The organism is Acinetobacter sp. FY683 (assembly GCF_059515885.1).
Genome location: NZ_JCAKNA010000004.1, coordinates 117435 through 141533 on the forward strand (window position 1 = coordinate 117435; position 24099 = coordinate 141533).

Here is a 24099-nt window from a genome sequence, read left to right on the forward strand (position 1 = left end):
TATGACCTCATTATGGTATAGATGACCTGCTCAATGTACAAGGTCATCTATATATGAGGCGATTAGTGTGAGTGACGTGGAACTTCTGAACCACGGCAACCAACTAGGAAATCAAAGTCACAACCTTCATCGGCTTGAAGAACATGGTCTACATATAGTTGACGATAACCACCAATAAATGTTTTTGGTTGAGGTAGAACTAAAGTATCTAAACGCTGTTTAAGTTCTTCATCGCTAATGTCTAAATGTAATCTACCTTCATAAGCATCTAGCTCAATAAAATCACCATTTTTTACAACTGCGAGAGGACCTGCTGCCATTGCTTCAGGCGCAACATGAAGTACGACTGTACCATAAGCTGTACCACTCATACGTGCATCAGAAATACGTACCATATCTGTAATGCCTTTTTCCAAAATTTTAGGTGGTAAGCCCATATTGCCTACTTCAGCCATACCTGGATAACCTTTAGGACCAGCATTTTTCATCACAAGTACACATGTTTCATCAACATCAAGGTTGGGGTCTGCGATACGTGCTTTATAGTCATCGAAGTTTTCAAATACTACAGCACGACCACGGTGTTTCATCAGTTCAGGTGAGGCAGCTGAAGGTTTTAATACCGCACCTTTAGGTGCAAGGTTACCGCGTAAAATACACATACCACCATCTTTACGAAGCGGATTGTCAATTTTACGAATCACTTCATCGTTATAAATTGGTGAAGCTTGGCAGTTTTCCCAGATTGATTGACCGTTCACAGTAAGTGCATCTGGATGTGGGATAAGATTATTTTCACCCATACGGCGTAATACAGCAGGTAAGCCACCGCTATAATAAAACTCTTCCATTAAGAAACGACCTGAAGGCTGTAAGTCAACAATTGTTGGCATACCACGACCTACACGATTCCAGTCATCGAGTTGAAGATCAACACCAATACGACCTGCAATTGCTTTTAAGTGAATAACAGCATTGGTTGAACCACCAATTGCAGCATTGACACGAATCGCATTTTCAAATGCTTCTTTTGTTAAAATTTTAGATAATGTGAGATCTTCTTTAACCATGTCAACAATACGCATACCTGAAATATGTGCAAGAACATAACGACGTGAATCCACCGCAGGAATAGCCGCATTGTGCGGTAAAGATGTGCCCAATGCTTCTGCCATACATGCCATTGTAGATGCTGTACCCATCGTGTTGCATGTACCGGCAGAACGTGACATACCTGCTTCAGCAGATAAAAATTCATTTAAATCAATTTTTCCTGCTTTTAATTCTTCATGCATTTGCCAAACAATAGTACCTGCACCAATGTCCTTGCCTTTGTGCTTGCCATTCAGCATAGGGCCACCAGTCACGACAATTGCAGGTACATCACAGCTTGCGGCACCCATCAATAATGCAGGTGTAGTTTTGTCACAGCCAGTTAAGAGCACAACACCATCAATTGGGTTGCCACGAATCGCTTCTTCTACATCCATACTTGCTAAGTTACGCGTTAACATCGCTGTTGGACGTAAATTTGACTCACCATTGGAGAACACTGGAAACTCAACAGGGTAGCCTCCGGCTTCTAAAATGCCTTTTTTTACATGTTCTGCAATTTTACGAAAGTGTGCATTACAAGGCGTTAACTCAGACCATGTATTACAAATTCCGATAATTGGACGACCATCAAACTCATGATCAGGAATCCCTTGATTTTTCATCCAGCTGCGGTACATAAATCCATTTTTGTCTGTTGTACCGAACCATGCTGTTGAACGGAAAGGTTTCTTGTTAGCCATGCCTACATCCCTATATAGTATTACTATTTAAAAATTTATAAATAAAATACATGAAAAAAAATAGTTTTAAAAGGGTTTACAAGTTAATTAGTAATACTATATCTTGTTTATTGTGGATGGGAGATCTTCTATAAAACAAAAACACATGGAAAGAGAGGGTGTTATGAGTTTTGAAAATAGCGTTATAAGGAAAGTAACATTTAAGCTGGTTCCAGCTTTAATTGTTTTGTACTTAGTTGCCTATATTGATCGTGCTGCTGTGAGCTTTGCACATCTTCATATGGGTGCTGATGTCGGTATTGGTGATGCTGCTTATGGCTTGGGCGCAGGATTATTTTTTATTGGTTACTTCTTGTTTGAAGTACCTAGTAATTTATTGCTCGACAAATTCGGTGCAAGAAAGTGGTTTGCACGTATTTTATTGACGTGGGGCTTAATCACAATGGCTATGGCACTTATTCAAGGTCCATATACATTCTATGCACTGCGGTTTTTACTTGGTGTTGCTGAAGCAGGCTTTTTCCCTGGTGTTTTGTATCTGATTACTCAATGGTATCCAGTTCGTCACCGTGGAAAAATTATGGGTATGTTTATTCTTTCACAGCCTATTGCAATGATGGTTGCAGGACCACTTTCAGGTGCATTATTAGGTATGGATGGTATTGCCAATATGCATGGTTGGCAGTGGTTGTTTATTGTAGTGGGTTTGCCTGCAGTATTACTTGCTTTGCCAACATTGTTATATCTTCCAGAAAAAGTCGACACAGTATCTTGGTTATCCGTAGAACAAAAAAGTTGGCTTAAAAATGAATTAATCAAAGATGAGTCTGAATATGAACAAACACGGCATGGTAATCCATTACATGCTTTAAAAGATAAGCGCGTACTAACTTTAGCATTGTATTACTTACCAGTCACTTTAAGTATTTATGGCTTAAATATGTGGTTGCCAACAATTATTAAGCAATTTAGTGGCGGTACAGATTTACAAATTGGCTTTTTGTCGAGCATTCCATATCTATTCGGGATTATTGGTCTACTTATTATTCCGCGTAGTACAGATAAGTTAAATGATCGCTACGGACATCTTGGTGTTTTATATGCGGTGGGTGCATGTGGCATGTTCTTAAGTGGTTGGTTAGGGACACCAGTACTTCAATTAGCAGCCTTATCATTAGTTGCATTCTGTTTGTTCTCAACGACAGCTGTGTTCTGGACCTTACCTGGTCGATTCCTAACTGGGGCAAGTGCAGCAGCGGGTATTGCACTTATTAACTCGGTAGGTAATTTAGGTGGATACATTGGACCATTTGGTATTGGTCTATTGAAAGAATACACAGGAAATATGGCTTCGGGCTTGTACTTCCTCACAGGATTTATGATTTTTGGACTGATTTTGACATATATCGTATATGCAAAATTTGAGAACCAGAAAAGCACTAAAAACTAGTTTAAATTAAAATGCTTAAGGAAATTAGCATGAATATTATTCAATTCGAAACGAGTTTAAACCAACGTGCGGTTGGTGTGGTGGAGCAAAATACTGTTTTTCAGCTTAACCAAGTGACAACAGTTCGTGAATTAGCTTTGTTGGCAATTGAAGCTAAAAAATCTTTAGAAGAACAAGTTCAGGTACTGGGTTATACAGATGATCAATATGATTATCAAGAGCTTCTATCGAGCTTAAAAGTATTACCACCGTTAGATCATCCAGATGCTGCGCATTGTTTCATTTCGGGTACAGGGTTAACACATTTAGGTTCGGCATCTACACGTGACAAGATGCACCAACAGAATTTAAATGATGCAGATTCAGTGACTGATACGATGCGTATGTTCCAATGGGGAGTACAAGATGGTAAGCCAACTGAAGGAAAAATTGGCGCACAACCAGAATGGTTTTATAAAGGAGATGGTTCGATTGTTGTACGCCCGGGTGAGTCTTTACCTTTACCACCATTTGCTGAAGATGGTGGTGAAGAACCTGAAATTGCGGGCTTATACGTAATAGGCTCAGATTTAAAACCATATCGTGTTGGCTTCGCATTGGGTAATGAATATTCAGACCATGTGATGGAACGTCGTAACTATTTATATCTAGCTCATTCAAAACTACGTTTTTGTAGCTATGGTCCAGAGCTGTTAACAGGTGAGTTACCTAGGCACTTAGTGGGCACAAGCCGCTTGAAACGTGATGGTAAAGTCATTTGGGAAAAAGAGTTCTTATCTGGTGAAGATAATATGTGTCACAGCCTAAGTAATCTTGAATACCATCACTTCAAGTATCAACAGTTTTTAAAACCTGGTGATGTACATATTCATTACTTTGGTACAGCAACACTTTCATTTGCTGATGGCATGAAAGCTGAAATTGGTGATGAGTTTGAAATTGAAATGAAGGAATTTGGTCAGTCTTTAGTTAACCCATTGGCGCGAACTCAACCAGAACTTCCAATCGGCTCAGTTATCACTCTATAAGGAATATTTACCATGACTATTGGACACAACTTTATTTCAGGCACGCGTAGCGCAGAAGGGCAAAAAATTCTTAAAAGCTTAAATGCAACTACCGGTGAAGCGCTTGATTTTGATTTTTATCAAGCAACTGAACAAGAAGTTAATCGTGCGATTGAAGCAGCTCATGATGCTTTCAAAACTTATCGTCATACATCTCCTGAACAACGTGCAGTGTTCTTAGAAACAATTGCAGATGAGTTAGATGCATTGGGTGAAGATTTCTTGAATATTATTTCTCAAGAAACTGCTTTACCACTTCCACGCTTACAAGGTGAACGTGGTCGTACAAGTGGTCAAATGCGCTTATTTGCTCAAGTACTACGTCGTGGTGATTTCTTAGGTGCACGTATTGATACAGCTTTACCAGATCGTAAACCTTTAGCTCGACCTGATTTACGTCAAATTCAAATTGGCGTAGGTCCTGTTGCTGTATTTGGTGCAAGTAACTTCCCATTGGCATTTTCAACTGCAGGTGGCGATACAGCTTCTGCTTTAGCTGCAGGTTGCTCTGTTGTGGTAAAAGCACATAGTGGTCATATGGCAACAGCAGATTATGTTGCTCAAGCAATTGATCGTGCTGTTGAGAAAGCGAATATGCCTAAAGGTGTATTTAGCATGGTTTACGGTAATGGTGTAGGTGAAATGCTTGTAAAGCATCCTTTAATTAAGGCTGTTGGTTTCACAGGTTCATTAAAGGGTGGTCGTGCTTTATGTGATATGGCAGCAGCACGTTCTCAACCAATTCCTGTATTTGCTGAAATGAGTAGTATTAACCCAATGTTGGTATTACCTCAAGCTATTCAAAACCGTGGTGAAAAAATTGCTCAAGAGTTGGCTGATTCTGTTGTATTGGGGTGTGGTCAGTTTTGTACAAATCCGGGTTTAATTTTAGGCTTGAAATCTGCTGCATTCACTCAGTTCCTTGAGCGGTTAGCATCAAATATTGAAAGTAAGCCAGCACAGACGATGTTGAATGCAGGCACATTAAATAGTTATGTAAATGGTTTAGCACACTTGTCTGAACACCATGGTGTTGAGCATTTAGCAGGTCAAGTGCAGCAAGGTTCGCAAGCATTCCCGCAATTATTTAAAGCGGATGTAGAGTTATTGCTAGCTGGCGATCAATTACTTCAAGAAGAAATTTTTGGACCAACAACCATTGTGATTGAAGTGGAAGATAAAGCACAATTGTTGGTAGCACTTAATAGCATGAATGGTCAACTTACAGCAACATTAATTGCGGATGAGCAAGATATCATAGATTTTGCAGATGTTGTTCCTGTGTATGAGGAGAAGGCGGGTCGTTTATTATTAAATGGTTATCCAACTGGTGTTGAAGTTTGCGATGCTATGGTTCATGGTGGTCCATACCCTGCGACTTCAGATGCTCGTGGTACTTCGGTAGGTACATTAGCAATTGATCGTTATTTAAGACCAGTATGTTACCAAAACTATCCTCAGGTTCTATTACCTGCTGCTTTAAAGGATGAAAATCCTTTAAATATTTTACGCTTAGTAAATGGTCAAATGTCTAAAGATCAAATCTAAAAGGAACGAATATATTCCACAATCTTAAATGTATTTGGATTGTGGAATTTCAGGAGTAAGGTTTAAGATTTTGTTATATATTTTTTATATTAATACCTACATTTTATCTATTCATAAAGGTATTTTCTGTCGAAATATGTTTCAAAACAAAAACTTTAGACTTAAAATATCATAAAATGTCGATCTAACTATAGACAAAAGTCTAAGATTTGAATTATTAGTTATTTGGAAAAGAATAATAATTTAGCGTAATTTTTACAAATAAAACTATAAAAAACAGTATATTGGTTTAAATTATTAAAATTAAATATCATTATTTCATGAATGAATACCTAATATTTTGATCTACGAGAAAACATAAAATTCTTGTACAATATTGCCACTTAAAAGCAGTATATATGTGTGTATTATTTATTCGATATCACGAAATGAAATGTTCTTTCATGAATTGGTAACGATGAGCATCGATACTCTTAATGTTTTATTCAAGCAAATCGGTTCGAAGAGTTGAGTCAAAAGCTCACTTCTAAAAACTCAAAAATCTATCGCAAGGGGCTATATATGGCTGGTGGAAAGTCAAAAATCATTTATACACTGACCGACGAGGCGCCATTATTGGCAACTTATTCACTATTGCCGATCATTGAAACCTTTACAAAGCCGGCTGGTGTAGAAATTGTTAAAAGTGATATTTCTGTAGCAGTACGTGTACTCGCAGAATTTTCAGATTATTTAACAGCTGAACAAAAAGTTCCTGATAATCTTGCAGAGCTAGGTCGTCTTACTCAAGACCCGGATACTAACATTATTAAACTCCCTAATATTAGTGCATCTGTTGGTCAATTAACGGCATGTATTAAAGAACTTCAATCTAAAGGTTATGCGATTCCTGATTATCCAGAAAATCCAACAACTGAAGAAGAAAAAGCGATTAAAACACGTTACAGCAAATGTTTAGGTTCTGCTGTAAACCCAGTTTTACGTGAAGGTAACTCTGACCGTCGTGCACCTGCTGCAGTTAAAAACTACGTTAAGAAAAATCCACACTCTATGAGCGAGTGGAAGCAGTGGTCACAAACTCACGTATCACACATGAATGAAGGTGACTTCTATCATGGCGAAAAGTCTATGACTTTAGACCGTGCTCGTGATGTGAAAATGGAATTAGTGACTAAGTCTGGTCAAACTATTGTTCTTAAGTCAAAAGTTGCACTTCAAGACGGTGAAATCATCGATTCAATGTTCATGAGCAAGAAAGCGCTTTGCGATTTCTACGAAAAAGAACTTGAAGATTGTCGTGAAGCGGGCATTTTATTCTCTTTACACGTTAAAGCAACAATGATGAAAGTTTCACACCCGATCGTATTCGGTCACTGTGTGAAAATTTACTACAAAGAAGCTTTTGAAAAGCACGGTAAATTATTTGACGAGCTAGGCATTAACGTAAACAACGGTATGGCTGGTCTTTACGAAAAAATTCAAACTTTACCGACTTCTTTACGTGAAGAAATCATTGAAGATTTACATGCTTGCCAAGAACACCGTCCTGCGCTTGCAATGGTAGATTCTGCAAAAGGTATTACAAACTTCCATTCACCTAACGACGTAATTGTAGATGCTTCTATGCCTGCAATGATTCGTGGTGGCGGTAAAATGTGGGGCGCTGACGGCAAACCTTACGACTGTAAAGCAGTAATGCCTGAATCAACTTTCGCACGTATTTACCAAGAAATGATCAATTTCTGTAAATGGAATGGCAACTTCGATCCAAAAACAATGGGTACTGTACCTAACGTTGGTTTGATGGCGCAAAAAGCGGAAGAATACGGTTCACACGACAAGACGTTTGAAATCACAGAAGCGGGTGTTGCAAACATCGTTGATATCGAAACTGGCGAAGTGTTGATGTCACAAAACGTGGAAGAAGGCGATATCTGGCGTATGTGTCAGGTGAAAGATGCACCGATTCAAGACTGGGTTAAACTTGCAGTAACTCGTGCACGTAACTCTGGCATGCCAGCAATTTTCTGGCTGGACCCGTATCGTCCACACGAAAATGAAGTGATCAAAAAAGTTGAAAAATACTTGAAAGATCATGATACTGACGGTTTAGACATTCAAATCATGTCTCAAGTTCGTGCTATGCGTTATACGCTTGAGCGTGTTGCTCGTGGTTTAGACACAATTTCTGTTACTGGTAATATCTTACGTGACTACTTAACAGACTTGTTCCCAATTATGGAATTAGGTACATCTGCTAAGATGTTATCTATTGTTCCGTTAATGGCGGGCGGTGGTATGTACGAAACTGGTGCTGGTGGTTCTGCGCCTAAACACGTACAACAGCTTGTTGAAGAAAACCACTTGCGTTGGGATTCTCTAGGTGAGTTCATGGCTTTAGCTGTTTCTTTAGAAGAAATGGGTATTAAAGAGAACAACCCAAGTATCAAATTACTTGCTAAAACTTTAGACCAAGCAACAGGTAAATTACTTGATAACGATAAGTCTCCATCACGTCGTACAGGTGAGCTTGATAACCGTGGTAGCCATTACTACTTAGCAAAATATTGGGCAGATGCACTTGTTGAGCAAAATGAAAATGCTGAACTTAAAGCTCAATTTGCTCCATTAGCTAAAGCACTTGATGAAAACGAAGATAAAATCGTTGCAGAACTTGCTGCTGTACAAGGTAAGCCTGCTGATATCGGTGGTTACTACGCTGTAGATCAAGAAAAAGTAAATGCTGTTATGCGTCCAAGCGCAACATTAAATGCAGCACTTGCTACAGTTTAATTGTTAAACATATTGCCTATGTAAATGGGCAGTATAAAAAAGCCGATACGATAGTATCGGCTTTTTTATGTTTAGAGGAGGTTAAATAAGTGATTGAAGTGAAACACAGTATTGATTTGGGTTGTTTAGCTTCGACTGTTAAATTTGAATCTTTTATAGGGTAGTGATTGGGTTTTTAAAGGAATATTAACCATTAAATAAGGGGCTTTCTTAATATAAGGTTATTCGTATTTCGTTGTAATGCACTAATCAAGACAAAAGCTTGAGGTGAGTAGCTCTAAGTTGAAAGTGGCAGATAGAATGGGTTTTACGTATTTCATTGGTAATTTATTTTTAAGTAAAACTGATAAAAAAATCCATAATATTTAATATTAATGAATAAAAGTGTTAAAAATAATACAAAATATTGAGTTTTTTTGTTATATTTTATAATAAATATGTAGTTGGGCTAAAAAATAATTGGGTATTTAAAATAATTGAGGCTAAAAATGTTTAAATTTATTGTGGGGGGGACTTTTTTTGTTGTACTGGTATTGGGTTTTATTGTTTATAAAGACGTACAAGTAAAACAACATGAAGAGTTAAAGTTACTGATTAAAGATGCTAGATATTCTATTGATAAAATAGAAAAAATAAAAATTATTATGCACCTAAAAAAGATGGTGCTTTAGGCGATCATAAGGAATAGAAAGGTAGTTTGCATTTCAGGATTCTTTGATAGCACTTGAAAAATAAAATTTTAGAAACTTTAAAAATCAATGTGATATAATCCTGAAATAGGAAGGTTGGACTCAATATCTTAAAAAATTATGTATTTAATTTCAGGTGAATAGGTAGGGCTGCATATAATTTATGCAGCTTTTTTGTTTACCAACACAATGAGTTTTTCTATTTGTTGTGCTGTGAAATTGGTTGGATATATTCTTTTTTTAATTTGGCATAACCATTGCAGCAAGTTTTTTATGCAATATACCTTTTTGTATATCTTAAAATTTCTTGGCATTAAGTTTATTAACAGGGGCTAGGTCATGACGACTCCTAATCCATCTTCAGTGAGTGTGCTAGAGCGCTTATTCAAGCTCAGCGAAAATAAAACTGATTTTCGTACAGAAGTTCTAGCAGGTATAACAACATTCTTAGCAATGAGTTATATCATTATTGTCAATCCAATGATTTTATCCGCGACAGGAATGGATCACGGGGCTGTCTTCGTTGCAACATGTCTTGCTGCTGCTATTGGTTGCGTAGTCATGGGTATGATTGCAAACTATCCGATCGCTCTTGCACCTGGTATGGGGCTAAACGCTTACTTCACGTACTCTGTCTGCTTGGGTATGGGAGTGCCGTGGCAAACTGCTTTAGCGGCAGTGTTTGTATCGGGTTTAGTTTTTATTGCTATTAGTATGTTTAAAATTCGTGAGGCAATTGTGAATGCAATTCCAATGTCTCTGAAGTTTGCTATTGGTGGTGGTATAGGTTTATTCCTAGCATTGGTTGCATTGAAAAATGCGGGTATTATTGTCGATAATCAAGCAACTTTAGTTGGCTTGGGCGATTTAAAACAGCCTTCAGTATTACTTGCGCTTTTAGGTTTCTTATTCATTGTTATCATGCATCATTTTAAAGTGCGTGGTGCGATTGTAATTAGTATTTTAGCAGTTACTGCTTTATCTACAATTTTAGGTTATAACGAATTTAAAGGTGTTGTAGGTGCAATTCCTTCTATAGCTCCAACATTCATGCAAATGGATTTTGAAGGCTTATTCACAGCAAGCTTAATTGGCGTGATCTTTGTATTCTTCTTGGTTGATTTATTTGACTCGACAGGGACATTGGTTGGTGTTTCACATCGTGCTGGTTTGTTGAAAGATGGTAAATTACCTCGCTTGAAAAAGGCTTTATTTGCCGACTCATCTGCAATTGTTGCGGGTGCAGCTTTAGGTACATCTTCAACTACGCCTTATATTGAATCTTCGGCAGGTGTTGCTGCTGGTGGTCGTACGGGTTTAACCGCGGTAGTTGTTGGCGTTCTATTTATTCTGTGTTTATTCTTGGCGCCATTGGCTCAATCTGTACCAGGCTTTGCAACAGCTCCGGCATTGTTGTTTGTTGGTGTGTTGATGATTCAAGGTATTACCAATATTGATTGGGAAGATATCACAGAGGCAGTTCCTGCATTTTTAACCATTATTTTCATGCCGTTTGCATATTCAATTGCAGATGGTATTGCAATGGGCTTTATTAGTTATGCATTAATTAAACTCTTTACAGGTAAGGCGAAAACCGTACCGTATATGGTTTGGATTGTTGCTGTACTTTGGGTATTAAAATTTGCCTTATTTGGTGGCTAATTCACCGAATAAAGCAAAGGGTGTAAACTTTGTTTACACCCTTTTTTATTTTTGAGGATATCAATGAATCAATTAGATTTTATTCGTGCATTGCCAAAAGCTGAGTTGCACGTACATATAGAAGGGACGTTTGAGCCAGAGCTAATGTTTGCAATTGCACAACGTAATCAAGTCGAAATCCCATACAAATCTGTAGAAGAAGTAAAACAAGCTTATAATTTTCATAATTTACAATCTTTTCTCGATATTTATTATGCGGGTGCAAATGTACTTATTCATGAGCAAGACTTTTATGATCTTGCTTGGGCATATTTTGAAAAATGTGCTGAAGATAAAGTTGTTCATACAGAAATGTTCTTCGATCCGCAAACACATACAGATCGAGGAATTGAATTTTCAACAGTAATTAATGGCTTGCAACGTGCATGTGATGACGCAAAAGAAAAATTTGGTATCTCATCACATTTAATTATGTGTTTCTTGCGTCATTTGAGTGAAGAAGCTGCATTTAAAACACTTGAGCAGGCCTTACCATATAAAGATCAAATTATTGGTGTTGGTTTAGATTCTAGTGAAGTTGGTCATCCGCCATCTAAATTTGAACGTGTGTTTGCTAAAGCGCGAGAAGCAGGCTTTTTGGTGGTGGCTCATGCAGGTGAAGAAGGGCCAGCAGAATATGTGTGGGAAGCATTAGATTTATTAAAAGTAAATCGTATTGACCACGGTGTACGCTCTGAAGAAGATGATAAGCTTATGGAGCGATTGATTGCAGAAAAAATGCCATTAACTGTTTGTCCATTAAGTAACTTAAAACTATGTGTTGTAGATGATATGGCGAAACATAATATTCGTCGTTTATTACAAAAAGGTGTGCATGTTACAGTAAATTCAGATGATCCATCTTACTTTGGTGGTTATATGAATGATAACTTTATTGCAATTACTGAAGCTTTAGATTTAACAAAAGATGAGCTTAAGCAATTGGCAATTAATTCATTTGAAGCTTCTTTTATTTCAGGTGATGAAAAGCAAAAATGGTCAGAGAAAATTCAAGCAATGGCTTAAGTTTCTGATTTAGATAAAGCAGTGAGTTTTCACTGCTTTTTTTATAGAAGAAGTATAGATGAAGAAGATATTTAAAATATTTACGCTGATATTATTTTTATTGGTTGCTATTGTGATGTACTTAGCTGTGGCACATCCTGCCATAATTACAAAAACGGCACTTAAACCTGTAATCGATTATCAATGTAAAGCTGAGCTACAAGCGACGAAAATTTGGAAAACAGCTTCAATTTTTATGACAGAAGATGAACAACTACAGAGTTTATCTCAAGTTTGTGGTTGTGTTTCTGAGCATGCAACAGATGATGTATCTGTTAAGGAGTTGATGAGCGCATTGTTTAATGAAGAGGCTAAAAATAAGTTGGTTTCTAAAGCAATTGGAAACAGTGTGCGTGGTTGTGTCGTTAAAGCATTGGAATGAAAATATTTCACTAGTGTAATAAAAAAAGCCGAATTAATGCGGCTTTTTTTATTGAGTAGGTGTGTATTTATTTTGGTTGTTTTGTCATGCTAATTAAAACAGCATCTTTATCAATAAAATGATGCTTTAATGCAGCAAGAATATGACCTACAAGTAATAAGCCCGCAGCCCAAGAAAGATAAATATGCAATGGCTTAACAATAGCTGTAACTTCAGGGTTTTCTGAAATTAAAGCAGGTAGGTTAAATAAGTATAAAACGGGTGCAGGATATCCGGCACTCCAGCTAAATAAACAGCCTGTAATGGGTAATGCAAGTAACATAAAATAAAGTGCTATATGTCCCAAATGAGCGAGACGCTTCATAGTTGGAGACATTGTATTTGGTAGTTCTGGTGCAGGGTGGGTGTAGCGCCAAAAAATACGAATAACAACTAAGAAAATAATAACGGTTGCAATATTTTTATGTAGAGTGGTAACACTTCCTTTAAAGCTACCATCTACGTCATAGCTTAAAAAATTACCGCTATAAAAGCCAATGACCCATGCAAGAATAAAAATAATAGCCATTAACCAATGTAGAACTTGTGCGGTGCGTGTGTAATATCCTGAAGTATTTTTCATAATATATTCGAAGTTTTTAGATTTAAATAAATATTAGAGTGTTTTTTGACTATTTAAAAGCTAACTGGCGTAACAGAGTGTTTGATTGTTAGAACGATGGCTGTTGATTAATTATGCATATAATGAATAATTAAAAAATGGGGATTCACTATTATTTTTATATTCGGCAAAATAGGGCACATTTATTTTTTATAAAAAGGACAATATTGTGAAAAAGTTATTTGCTGTATTGGCACCAATGGCTTTGGTTTTATCTGCATGTGCAACAACGGACACGACAGGTACTCCATCTACGACGCAGCAACTTGGTACAACAGCACTTAAAATTGCAGTAAATACAAAATGTACAGCTGAATTAAATGACTTGGCTGCATGGAAAACTGCAACACAATTTATGACAGTATCACAAAAAGAAGAAGTTCAATCTAAAATTTGCGATTGTGTAAGTGAAAAAGCACCACAAAGTGTTTCTGCTATGGATTTAGCAAGTGCAGCACTTGATCCTGTAGCTCGTACGACAATTATTTCAAATGCGGTAGCAAAAACAGTAAATACTTGTGTAGCTGAAGCTGTCGCTAAATAATTGGAATTTATTTGAAATGGGCTGATGTTTTATCAGCCTATTTTTTTAAGGAAAGATATGAAAAAAATTGCCGGTACAGATGAGGCGGGGCGTGGACCATTAGTTGGTTCGGTTGTTGCTGCGGCTGTTATTTTAGACCCGAATAATCCTATTGATGGATTAAATGATTCTAAAAAGTTAACAGAAAAAAAACGTGAAAAGTTATTTGTTGAAATTAAAGAAAAGGCACTTGCTTGGGCAATAGCGGAATCGAGTGCGCAAGAAATTGATGAATTAAATATCTTGCAAGCATCCTTATTGGCAATGCGTAGGGCGGTAGAGAAGCTTTCTATTCAACCTGATCATGTGTTGGTAGATGGAAATAAAGAGCCTAAAGGTTTACTCATGAGTTGTGAAGCTGTTGTGGGTGGTGATGCTATTCATGCTGAGATTTCTGCTGCAAGTATTTTGGCAAAAGTTACTCGTGATCATGAAATGGTCGAACTTGATCAAAAATACCCACAATATGGATTTGCAAAGCATAAAGGTTATCCGACAAAAGCACATTTTGAAGCAATTGCAGAACATGGTGTAATTGATGAACACCGTAGAAGTTTTGGCCCTGTGAGGAAAGTGTTGGAATTAATGGATCAACAATAATTTTCTAAATTTTAGGCAAATTTAAAGCGGCAATGTAGCCGCTTTATACTTACAAAATATAATAATCTTAACGATTATATGTATTTTGTTGACTATTTTCTTCTTCAATAGACGGTTGATAGTCTTGATCAATGTGTTGAAGATGTTCATGCATTGCACGTTCATGCTGAATGCGTTGATAAATTTCTTCACGATGAACAGAAACTTCTTTAGGTGCATTTACACCAATACGAACTTGATTGCCTTTAACACCAAGAACAGTAACACTGACTTGATCCCCAATCATTAATGTTTCACCGACACGTCGGGTAAGAATCAGCATGTTTATCTCCTTGCAATATGCTAAACGTGCAAATGTTAAAATAGGAAATTACACAACCCTAAAACCTTTTTAAATTTTGACAAATATTTGTAGTAAACAAAACATAGGATACAAATTGTCTTAATCTAATATTAAGCTGTAGCTCAATATAACAGAGCCACTAATATAAATACTAGGGGCTCTATCTGTTCTGTATATAAAACTTTACAAATTTATTTAGGATATCAATAGATTAAGCACGAACGCTTGATTCACCGCTTTCACGATCTAAACCAAATGCTGTGTGAAGTGCACGTACAGCAAGTTCTAAATACTTTTCATCAATAATCACTGAAATTTTAATTTCAGATGTTGAAATCATTAAAATGTTAATGCCTTCTTTTGCAAGAGCGGTAAACATTTTACTTGCAACACCAGCATGAGAACGCATACCAACACCAACGATAGATACTTTTACGATATCTGAACGTGTAGCAACTTCACGCGCACCAATTTCTTTTGCTGTTGCTTCAAGAATTGATTTTGCTTTCGCCAATTCACCACGGTTCACAGTAAACGTAAAGTCAGTTGTTCCATCTTCTTCAACATTCTGTATGATCATGTCAACTTCAACATTTGCATCACCAATAGGTGAAAGAATGTTTGAAGCAATACCAGGTAAATCTGGCACACCAAGAATAGTTAATTTTGCTTCGTCACGGTTAAATGCGATACCTGAGATGATTGGTTGTTCCATGTTGTCTTCCGCTTCAGTGGTGATTAGTGTTCCGACGTTTTGTTTAAAATCTTCGTCGAATGCGCCATCATCGTCATTATCAAAACTAGATAATACGCGTAAAGGCACTTGGTATTTGCCTGCAAACTCTACTGAACGAATTTGAAGAACTTTAGAACCAAGCGATGCCATTTCAAGCATTTCTTCAAAAGAGATACGATCTACTTTTTTAGCTTTTGGTGCAACACGTGGATCTGTTGTGTAAACACCGTCAACATCTGTATAAATTTGGCATTCGTCTGCTTTAAGTGCAGCAGCAAGTGCTACACCTGAAGTGTCAGAACCACCACGACCTAAAGTCGTTGTGTTGCCATTGGCATCAAAGCCTTGGAAACCTGCAACAACAATCACTTGACCAGCATCTAAGTAACGTGTCATTACATCAGTATCAATTGCTTCGATACGTGCTTTTGTGAATGAGCTGTCTGTTTTAATACCGACTTGGCGACCTGTTAGTGATGTCGCTTTCACACCAACAGTGTTTAGTGCCATCGCTAACATGGAAATCGTTACCTGTTCACCCGTAGACACCATTTGGTCTAATTCACGAGGATCAGGGGTTTCGGTAATGGCCTTCGCTAAAGCAAGTAGACGATTGGTTTCACCACTCATTGCTGATACAACCACCACTACCTTGTGGCCGTGGTCATGCCAGCGCTTTACACGACGAGCAACATTTAAAATGCGCTCGGGAGTACCCATTGAAGTACCGCCATATTTTTGAACGATTAATGCCATAGTTGTTCCATAAAAGCCATGACCCTGATTACCTTTCAGGGTCAGTTACACAAAAGGTGAAATTATTTAGCCTCAAGCCAAGCCACAAGGCTTGTCATTACAGGTTCTAATTTCTCGTTAAGTGGCGCGCCACCTTGTGCCAAGTCAGGTTTACCACCACCTTTACCACCTAGTTCTTGACCTAAGTGTTTGATGATGTCGCCTGCTTTAATAGACGCAGTAAATTCTTTCGCTACAGATGCAATCAGGCTAACTTTGTCACCCTCAACACCTGCAAGTACGATGACTGCATTGTCTAATTTAGATTTCACACCGTCATGCAAGTTGCGAAGTGATTTCGCATCTGTATTTTGAACGGTTATGATTAATGTTGAACGACCAGCAATAGTTTGAACTTGGCTTAAAAGTTCAGTTGCTTGGAAGTTTGCAAGTTTTTGGTTGAGTTGCTCAATTTGCTTTTGAAGGCTAGAAGCGGTAGAAGCAAGATTTTCAACTTTTTCTAAAGTTTGATCTTTTTGTGCCTTTAGCAAATCGTTAATTGCATGAATATCACGATCTGCTTTTTGAGCCGCTTCAATTGCTTTTGTACCAGTAACAGCTTCAATACGACGTACACCAGCAGCAACACCACCTTCAGAAGTGATTTTGAATAAACCAATATCACCTGTACGTTTTACGTGAATACCACCACAAAGTTCGATAGAGAAGTTTTTATCTTCACTCATAGAACCCATAGAGAGTACGCGAACTTCTTCACCGTATTTTTCACCGAACAACATCATTGCGCCTTTCTCTTTAGCCGCATCGATGTTTAAAAGCTCAGTTGTTACAGCTGTGTTAGCAATGACTTCACGGTTAACAATACGTTCAATTTCTTGAATTTGTTCAAAAGTAACAGGTTGGTCATTTGCAAAATCGAAACGTAAAAGCTCGCTTGCAACTAAAGAACCTTTTTGTTGAACATGAGAACCTAAAACTTGGCGTAAAGCTGCATGTAACAAGTGCGTAGCAGAGTGGTTGCGTGCAGTTGCATCACGAAGATCTGCTTTCACAATAGCTTCTACAGATTGAGTAGATTTGAGGTTACCCATAGTCACGATACCTTGGTGTACAAATGCACCACCAGATTTTTTCGTGTCTTGAACTTCAAAAATACCTGTATCGTTTTTGAAGATACCTGTATCGCCAATTTGACCACCACTTTCTGCATAGAAAGGTGTTTGGTTTAGGACAATAAGGGCTTCATCACCTTCGAATACTTCATCAACTTGTTCGCCATCTTTGTAGATCGCAATAATTTGACCTTGACCTTGAGTTGCATCATAGCCATCAAATTGAGTTTCGCCTTCAACTTTTACAACACTGTTGTAGTCGATTGCGAACTTACCAGCATCACGTGCACGTTGACGTTGTGCTGCCATTTCAACTTCAAAGCCTGCTTCATCAATGGTTAAGTCACGTTCACGTGCGATGTCAGCTGTTAAATCTGTTGGGAAGCCATAGGTGTCGTAAAGTTTAAATACGGTTGCACCTGGAATAACGGAACCAGTTAAATTTGCTAACTCGCCTTCAAGCAATTTCAAACCTTGCTCTAAAGTTTTTGCAAATTGTTCTTCTTCCTTAAGAAGTTGTGCTTCGATGCGAGCTTTTTGAGCTTCAAGTTCAGGATATGCAGCGCCCATTACATTAATTAATGGTTGAAGCATTTTGTGGAAGAATGAACCTGTAGCACCTAATTTGTTACCATGACGTACTGCACGACGAATAATACGACGTAATACATAACCACGACCTTCATTAGAAGGGTTTACACCATCTGCAATTAAGAAACAGCATGAACGAGCGTGGTCAGCTACAACTTTTAATGATGCAGGATATTCAACAGGTTTGTTTTCTGCTTGTGCTTTAGCATCTATTTCAGCAGTGTCTAAACCAATAATCTGTGCAGCATCTTTAAGTAAGTTTTGGAATAGATCGATTTCGTAGTTTGAGTTTACGTGTTGTAAAACTGCAGAAATACGTTCTAAGCCCATACCTGTATCTACAGATGGAGCTGGAAGAGGGTGTAATACGCCATCAGCAGTACGGTTAAACTGCATGAAAACGTTGTTCCAAATTTCAATGAAACGGTCGCCATCTTCTTCAGGTGTGCCCGGTAAGCCACCCCAAATGTGATCGCCATGGTCAAAGAAAATTTCAGAACATGGACCACATGGACCTGTATCACCCATTGCCCAGAAGTTATCAGATGCGTATTTTTCGCCTTTATTATCGCCAATACGGATAATACGGCTTGCATCTAAACCAATTTCTTTATTCCAAATATCAAATGCTTCGTCATCTGTATGGTAAACAGTGGCATATAGTTTATCTTTTGGTAAAGCGAGCCATTGTTCAGATGTGAGGAAATCCCAAGCAAATTTAATTGCATCACGTTTGAAGTAGTCGCCAAAAGAGAAGTTACCTAACATTTCGAAGAATGTATGGTGACGTGCTGTATAACCTACGTTATCTAGGTCGTTATGTTTACCGCCTGCACGTACACATTTTTGTGAAGATGTTGCGCGAACATAATCACGTTTTTCCAAACCAAGGAAGCAGTCTTTAAACTGGTTCATACCAGCATTTGTAAATAATAATGTTGGGTCGTTGGCCGGAACCAGAGAACTCGACGCGACACGTGTATGCCCTTGCGATTCAAAATAGCTTAAAAAAGCTTCGCGAATTTCAGCGGATGTCATAAAACGAGTACTCACAACCAAGTCACTCCATAAATCTTGTATTTGGCTAATAGTATCTCAGATAAGTTTGACTTAAATATTAAAGCTAACTTGAGATACTGGCTTAAATTTTAAAAACGACAAATTATAACGGAAGAAAGGCGTACGCACCAATTATTTTCCAAGGAAAAGTAATATGAATTGAATAATTTGATTTAAGGGGAATGTGAAATTAAATAGAGGGTTATCGTTATTTTGAGTTATATCTCGGATAAATAAAAATGTGAGAGATTTTATTTAATGAAAAATATAATCTCTCACAAATTAGAATGAAGCTTTAGCTATGAATTAGCAAGCGCCCCAATATGGACCTTCTGCTGGTGCAAATTCACAGTTGAATGGCTGATTGTTGAAGAAACCATCATTTGTATTCCATTCCATTTGTTCTAGGTTGAACTGTTGGTTTTCTTGGTTAATTTGCTGTGTTTCTTGGAACGATTGGAAAGCAAGTTTGTAACAAGCTTGGAATGTTGGGTTATTTACACGAGCTTGATATTGTTTGTCAAAGCTAGCACGATCTTGTGCGCTAAGTTGACTAATTTTTGGTAACTCTGCCATTAGGTTGGCTGCAACAGGGTCACATTGTTTTGCTAAAGCAACTTGGAAGTTAAGTCTTTTTTGAGCTTTTTCTTGCGCATATTCTGCTTTTTGCTGAGGTGTTAATGCACAAGCAGTTAAAACCGTACCAAATAGAACTGCTCCGAATATACCTAATTTCTTTTTCATGTGATATTTCCTTTATAGTGGTAAATAAAACCGCACTTAATCTTATATTTATAGCGTGAATAGTGAAAGTATTTAATTGTTTAAATTGTTGATTTAATATTTGATTTGTTATTTTGTCACTATAGAGATTTATGTGTGATTAAAAATAAGAGAGCAATATTATCTTTTATGTTGCTTTATCCCTTAATATATTGTGGTTTTCTTCTTGTTTGAAATGTAAAGGGTCTTTTCATGCAACATGTGGCGATAAATGGATTTGGTCGAATTGGACGTAATGTATTACGTGCATGGTTTGAAAATCCTAAAGATTTTGCATTTAAAATTGTTGCGATTAATGATGTTGCTGATGTAGAAACTCTGATTCATTTATTTAAATACGATACAACGCATGGTCGTTTTCAAGGTGAAGTTGAACTGTGTTATGTTGATGAGCAAGCATATTTGCAGATATCGGCAGGTGATGCGAAGTTAAATGTTCAAGTACATAACTGTGAAGACCCAGAACAGTTGCCTTGGAAAGAGCTACAAGTTGATGTGGTTTTAGAATGTACGGGCTTATTTCGTTCTCGCCAAGCAGCAACTAAGCATCTGACTGCGGGTGCGAAGCGTGTCATTATTGGTGCTGCACCATTTGATACTGTGGATGCTGCAATTGTATATGGTGTAAATCATCAAGAAGTGAAACCGACAGATCAAATTATTTCAGGTGTTTCGTGTACCACGCAAGCTTTGGTACCACTTGTTAAAATTCTAGATGATATTTTTGGTATAGATACAGCATTAATGACTGAAATTCATGCAGTCACAGCAGATCAGTCTGTACTTGATCATGCACATCGAGATTTACGTCGTGCACGTGCTTCAGGGCAAAATATTATTCCTACAACATCTTCAGCTTTAGGTGCGCTTAAGCGTGTTATGCCTAAAATGGAAAACCGAATAGATGGTTATTCGATTCGTGTGCCGACTATTAATGTGGCAGCTATTGATTTAACTTTTATTGCGAAAATCGATGTGAATTCGCAAATGATTAATGATGCTTTGGTGAATGCGGCACGTTATGATTATTCAGAAATTATGCAAGTGACAGATGAAGCGTTGGTTTCAAGTGATTTTAATCATTCTCCATACTCTTTAATTGTTGATTTAACCCAAACGATGGTGGTTGGGCGTCAAGCAAAAGTTTTTGCTTGGTATGACAATGAATGGGGTTATGCAAACCGATTATTGGATTTGTGTGAATCTTTTAATGTTTAACACTTAAATGAAATGACTATCAGTATTTAAAACATGATTAAGATATAAAAAAATGCCCTAAATTTAGGGCATTTTTTTATAAGAAAAACATTCTTAATAGTGCGGTTGAAGCCATGCTAATGATCACGGTTGGTAGTAGTGAAAAACGTGTTGCAACTAAGACTGTAATGAAAATAGCAAGTAAGTCTACAGGGTTGTCTTTGACAAAATAGGGGGTAATGACTGAAATTAGGACACAGCCCGGAACGACTTCTAAAATCCGTCTTTGTTTTGTGCTTAGTGTTTTATTTTTTAATAAAACATAACCTAAGATGCGGGTTAAATAGGTGGTGAGTGCAATACACACAATTGTAATTAATGTTGGTGTATGGATCATCATTGGTGATCATCCTCTATTAAGAAAAACGCAGAGGCAATTCCACTGATTGCACCTATAGGGACATACCAGCCTGAAGGTAAATATAAGTAAGCGAGAGCTGCACAAACTAAACTGATTAACCAAGGTCTTGCCGCACGGGTACCTTTCCACATTCCGCGTAGTAGAACTAGAAATACAGCAGGGAAAGCCATATCAAATCCAAAACGACTAATATCGCCAAGAGCTGGTCCTATAGCTGCACCAAGTGTGGTGAAGCTGACCCACATGATATAAAGAGCAAAACATAGTCCTGCATAAAATGGAAAGGAGAAAGCATGTTGAAAGCCCGTATGTTTTTGCTTAATTTGAGCATCTGCTAAGGCTACAGCCCAACTTTCATCACACATAAAAAATAAGGCAGGAAATACTTTTTTGTTAGGCAAGTGTTTTAAGTAAGGAACTAAGCTTGCCCCCATTAATAAATGCCGACTATTGACTAAAAATGTAATAAACATCAGCATTAAAATATTAGGTGGATTTGTCCAAACTTCTAAAATGGCAAATTCCGAACCCCCTGCAAAATTCAATCCTGTAAACAATGGGACTTCAATTAAGCTGAATCCTTTTGTTGTTGCTTGTGCGCCAAGGACTAATGCAAATGGAATAATGCCTAAAAGCATAGGGATAGATGTTTTTATACCGCGTTGAAAATTTGAAAATTCAACGATAGAAAGCTGTTTTTGAGTGAGATTTCTCAATGTTTGCATGAGTATAAAACATAGGATTTTAGGATTTAAAAAGTATATTTATAAAAAGTTGGAATTTGTAAGCTAAATCTGCTTAATTTTAGTTGTGTTTGGCATAAAATATTAAAGATGATGTTTAAATTAAAATTAAATGCTTAAGGTTTTGATATGGACGCAATAGATAAAAAGATATTGAGGCAAATTCAGCGTAATGGGAAGTTACAAAATAATGAGTTGGCAACATTGGTTGGGTTATCGCCATCACCATGTTTAAGACGTGTTAAACAACTCGAAGATGATGGAGTGATTGAGCAATATGTAGCTCTGCTAAATGCACAGAAAGTGAATTTGGGTTTAACTGTTTTTGCACGTATTTGGCTAAAAGAACAAGATGCTAAAACAGTGAATCAGTTTGTGGATGCTATACACGACATGCCAGAAGTTGTGGAATGTCAATTAATGGCGGGGGATTGTGATTTCTTTTTAAGAATAGTCGTTGCAGATTTGGATGCTTATAGAACTTTTCAAATTAATAATTTGAATAAAATTACAAGTATTCAAAATGTTAAAACGGAAATTCCATTGCAAAGTATTAAAAAAACAACAGAATTACCAGTGTATTAAAATTTATATACCTTTTAGTGAATAATTATGGGAATAATATTGAATAATTATAAAGGCTTGAGTCGTGTGGGAGTTGAATTCTTTATATGACGTATAAAGTTTGGTTAATTCACTAGGAATTCTGAAAAAGTCGGTGCACAGCTAAAATGAACGTGTTAGACTAGGAGAAATCGGGTGTGCTCCCGATTTTTTTATGCGGATTACTTCCGCGCTGACGAGTATTTAGGTTTACAACATGCCCATTTCAGAGACATGGTTATTACCTGATGGTGTAGCTGATGTATTACCAGAGCAAGCGCAAGTAATTGAAACTTTGCGCCGTGACGCATTGGATTTCCTCGCATCTCGAGGTTATCAATTGGTGTACACGCCTTTCATCGAATACATAGAATCTCTATCTTCTCTTTCCGAATCGAATCAAGATTTAGACTTAGCCACTTTTAAAGTAATTGATCAGCTTTCTGGTCGTTTACTTGGTGTGCGTGCCGATATGACACCGCAAGTGGCACGTATCGATGCGCATGTTCATCAAGTTCAAGGCGTTGCTCGTTACTGCTATGCAGGAACGGTATTACACACAAAACCTCAGGGTTTTAATACCACACGAGCACCACTACAACTAGGTGCAGAGCTTTTTGGTTCAGATAGTATTGATGCAGACGTTGAAATGATCGACGTAATGCTTAATTTACTCAAAACCACAGGATATGAAGATGGAATCCATCTTGATGTCGGTCATGTGGGTTTATTCCGTAGCTTGGTTAAGCACGCAGGAATAAGCAAATCTACTGAAAATCAATTATCAGATTTATATCAACGTAAAGCATTACCAGAGCTTGCAGTCTTTACGGCCGATCTTAATTTTGGTGCAGATTTCTATACGCTTGGGCGTTATTCAAGTGATGTTAAAGCATTACAAGAAAATTTAAGTGCTGCAGTTCTTGAAGATGAAGCATTTAAACTTGCATTAGAAACTTTGCAAACAACATGCCAAGCGATTCAAGCACGTTGGCCTAAGTTGGATATTGGTATAGATGTTGTAGAACTTCGTTCATATCATTATCACACTGGTTTAATGTATGCCGTATATGCGCCAAATCGTGCTGCACCAATTGCACAAGGTGGTCGCTACGATGGTATTGGTGAGCATTTTGGTCGTGCGCGTCCAGCAACAGGCTTTTCTTGTGACTTATACGCATTAAGTGCGGGTCAGTACAAAACAATTAAAAAAGTTGTTGCGCCAAAAGGCACCGAACAAGATTTGTTAAAAGCAATTGAATTAACTCGAGCACAAGGTTTGAGTGTTATTCAATTACTAGGTAATGATGGTTTAGACTCTGTACCATTTGCAACACACCAATTGGTGAGTGTTGCAGGTGAGTGGAAAGTCGAAAAAATTTAATCGCAGAACTGAATGTTCATGTCATTCGGTTTTGTT

21 protein-coding genes are annotated in these 24099 nt (G+C 37.4%); 13 read left to right on the forward strand and 8 right to left on the reverse strand.

The features are described 5' to 3' along the window. Positions 1-62: 62 nt before the first annotated feature. The gene (locus AC5YDH_RS03440) at positions 63-1796 is read right to left on the reverse strand and encodes an IlvD/Edd family dehydratase (RefSeq protein WP_496116895.1); all 1734 of its coding nucleotides are present in this window, start codon (positions 1794-1796) and stop codon (positions 63-65) included. Between the two features lie 163 nt (positions 1797-1959). Here AC5YDH_RS03440 and AC5YDH_RS03445 point away from each other — a divergent pair, with 163 nt between their 5' ends. The 8 genes from AC5YDH_RS03445 to AC5YDH_RS03480 all read left to right on the forward strand — a co-directional run bounded on the left by AC5YDH_RS03445 (position 1960) and on the right by AC5YDH_RS03480 (position 12491). After that, complete coding sequence (locus AC5YDH_RS03445; protein WP_496116896.1) at positions 1960-3246, forward strand: MFS transporter; 1287 nt, start codon at positions 1960-1962, stop codon at positions 3244-3246. Between the two features lie 29 nt (positions 3247-3275). Next, entirely contained in the window at positions 3276-4274 is a 999-nt protein-coding gene (araD1, locus tag AC5YDH_RS03450; protein ID WP_496116897.1) for an AraD1 family protein, read from the forward strand. Between the two features lie 12 nt (positions 4275-4286). Beyond that, positions 4287-5861: an aldehyde dehydrogenase (NADP(+)) gene (locus AC5YDH_RS03455; protein WP_496116898.1), complete on the forward strand. Its 1575-nt coding sequence runs from the start codon at positions 4287-4289 to the stop codon at positions 5859-5861. A 561-nt stretch (positions 5862-6422) separates the two neighbouring features. Then, entirely contained in the window at positions 6423-8654 is a 2232-nt protein-coding gene (locus AC5YDH_RS03460) for an NADP-dependent isocitrate dehydrogenase (RefSeq protein ID WP_496116899.1), read from the forward strand. A gap of 488 nt (positions 8655-9142) precedes the next feature. Next, on the forward strand, positions 9143-9325 hold the full coding sequence (locus AC5YDH_RS03465; protein ID WP_496116900.1) for a hypothetical protein: 183 nt from the start codon (positions 9143-9145) through the stop codon (positions 9323-9325). A gap of 357 nt (positions 9326-9682) precedes the next feature. After that, the gene (locus AC5YDH_RS03470; RefSeq protein ID WP_496116901.1) at positions 9683-11005 is read left to right on the forward strand and encodes an NCS2 family permease; all 1323 of its coding nucleotides are present in this window, start codon (positions 9683-9685) and stop codon (positions 11003-11005) included. A 63-nt stretch (positions 11006-11068) separates the two neighbouring features. Next, positions 11069-12070 (forward strand): adenosine deaminase, encoded by a 1002-nt coding sequence (locus AC5YDH_RS03475; RefSeq protein WP_496116902.1) that lies wholly within the window; start codon positions 11069-11071, stop codon positions 12068-12070. Between the two features lie 58 nt (positions 12071-12128). After that, positions 12129-12491, forward strand: a complete 363-nt coding sequence (locus tag AC5YDH_RS03480) for a hypothetical protein (RefSeq protein WP_496116903.1) — start codon at positions 12129-12131, stop codon at positions 12489-12491. Between the two features lie 67 nt (positions 12492-12558). Here the strand turns inward: AC5YDH_RS03480 and AC5YDH_RS03485 are convergent, their stop codons facing one another. Beyond that, entirely contained in the window at positions 12559-13113 is a 555-nt protein-coding gene (locus tag AC5YDH_RS03485) for a cytochrome b (RefSeq protein ID WP_496116904.1), read from the reverse strand. A 208-nt stretch (positions 13114-13321) separates the two neighbouring features. On the opposite strand from AC5YDH_RS03485, the gene AC5YDH_RS03490 reads away from it, so the two are divergent. Together AC5YDH_RS03490 and rnhB are read left to right on the forward strand one after the other, a co-directional pair. Further along, a complete protein-coding gene (locus tag AC5YDH_RS03490; protein ID WP_496116905.1) occupies positions 13322-13696 on the forward strand; it encodes a hypothetical protein in 375 nt (124 codons plus the stop codon). Positions 13697-13720: 24 nt separating this feature from the next. Beyond that, positions 13721-14335, forward strand: a complete 615-nt coding sequence (rnhB, locus tag AC5YDH_RS03495) for a ribonuclease HII (protein ID WP_496116906.1) — start codon at positions 13721-13723, stop codon at positions 14333-14335. A 67-nt stretch (positions 14336-14402) separates the two neighbouring features. Here the strand turns inward: rnhB and csrA are convergent, their stop codons facing one another. The 4 genes from csrA to AC5YDH_RS03515 all read right to left on the reverse strand — a co-directional run bounded on the left by csrA (position 14403) and on the right by AC5YDH_RS03515 (position 19676). Then, positions 14403-14657 (reverse strand): carbon storage regulator CsrA, encoded by a 255-nt coding sequence (csrA, locus tag AC5YDH_RS03500; protein ID WP_496116907.1) that lies wholly within the window; start codon positions 14655-14657, stop codon positions 14403-14405. A gap of 232 nt (positions 14658-14889) precedes the next feature. Continuing rightward, positions 14890-16170, reverse strand: coding sequence for an aspartate kinase (locus AC5YDH_RS03505; RefSeq protein WP_496116908.1), 1281 nt, complete (start codon positions 16168-16170; stop codon positions 14890-14892). 62 nt (positions 16171-16232) lie between these two features. Then, positions 16233-18926: an alanine--tRNA ligase gene (alaS, locus tag AC5YDH_RS03510; protein ID WP_496116909.1), complete on the reverse strand. Its 2694-nt coding sequence runs from the start codon at positions 18924-18926 to the stop codon at positions 16233-16235. A 312-nt stretch (positions 18927-19238) separates the two neighbouring features. Continuing rightward, complete coding sequence (locus AC5YDH_RS03515; protein WP_496116910.1) at positions 19239-19676, reverse strand: hypothetical protein; 438 nt, start codon at positions 19674-19676, stop codon at positions 19239-19241. Positions 19677-19907: 231 nt separating this feature from the next. Between AC5YDH_RS03515 and AC5YDH_RS03520 the strand changes: the two genes are divergently transcribed. Then, on the forward strand, positions 19908-20933 hold the full coding sequence (locus AC5YDH_RS03520) for a type I glyceraldehyde-3-phosphate dehydrogenase (protein WP_496116911.1): 1026 nt from the start codon (positions 19908-19910) through the stop codon (positions 20931-20933). Between the two features lie 76 nt (positions 20934-21009). On the opposite strand, the gene AC5YDH_RS03525 is transcribed toward AC5YDH_RS03520, so the two are convergent. Both AC5YDH_RS03525 and AC5YDH_RS03530 read right to left on the reverse strand, forming a co-directional pair. Next, a complete protein-coding gene (locus AC5YDH_RS03525) occupies positions 21010-21309 on the reverse strand; it encodes an AzlD family protein (RefSeq protein ID WP_496116942.1) in 300 nt (99 codons plus the stop codon). Continuing rightward, entirely contained in the window at positions 21309-22058 is a 750-nt protein-coding gene (locus AC5YDH_RS03530; protein ID WP_496116912.1) for an AzlC family ABC transporter permease, read from the reverse strand. The genes AC5YDH_RS03525 and AC5YDH_RS03530 overlap by 1 nt, the downstream gene beginning before the upstream one ends. A gap of 147 nt (positions 22059-22205) precedes the next feature. Between AC5YDH_RS03530 and AC5YDH_RS03535 the strand changes: the two genes are divergently transcribed. Then, positions 22206-22661 carry an Lrp/AsnC family transcriptional regulator gene (locus tag AC5YDH_RS03535; protein WP_496116913.1) on the forward strand — a complete coding sequence of 152 codons (456 nt, stop codon included), beginning with the start codon at positions 22206-22208 and terminating at the stop codon, positions 22659-22661. 235 nt (positions 22662-22896) lie between these two features. Continuing rightward, positions 22897-24063 carry an ATP phosphoribosyltransferase regulatory subunit gene (locus AC5YDH_RS03540; RefSeq protein WP_496116914.1) on the forward strand — a complete coding sequence of 389 codons (1167 nt, stop codon included), beginning with the start codon at positions 22897-22899 and terminating at the stop codon, positions 24061-24063. Positions 24064-24099 lie beyond the last annotated feature (36 nt).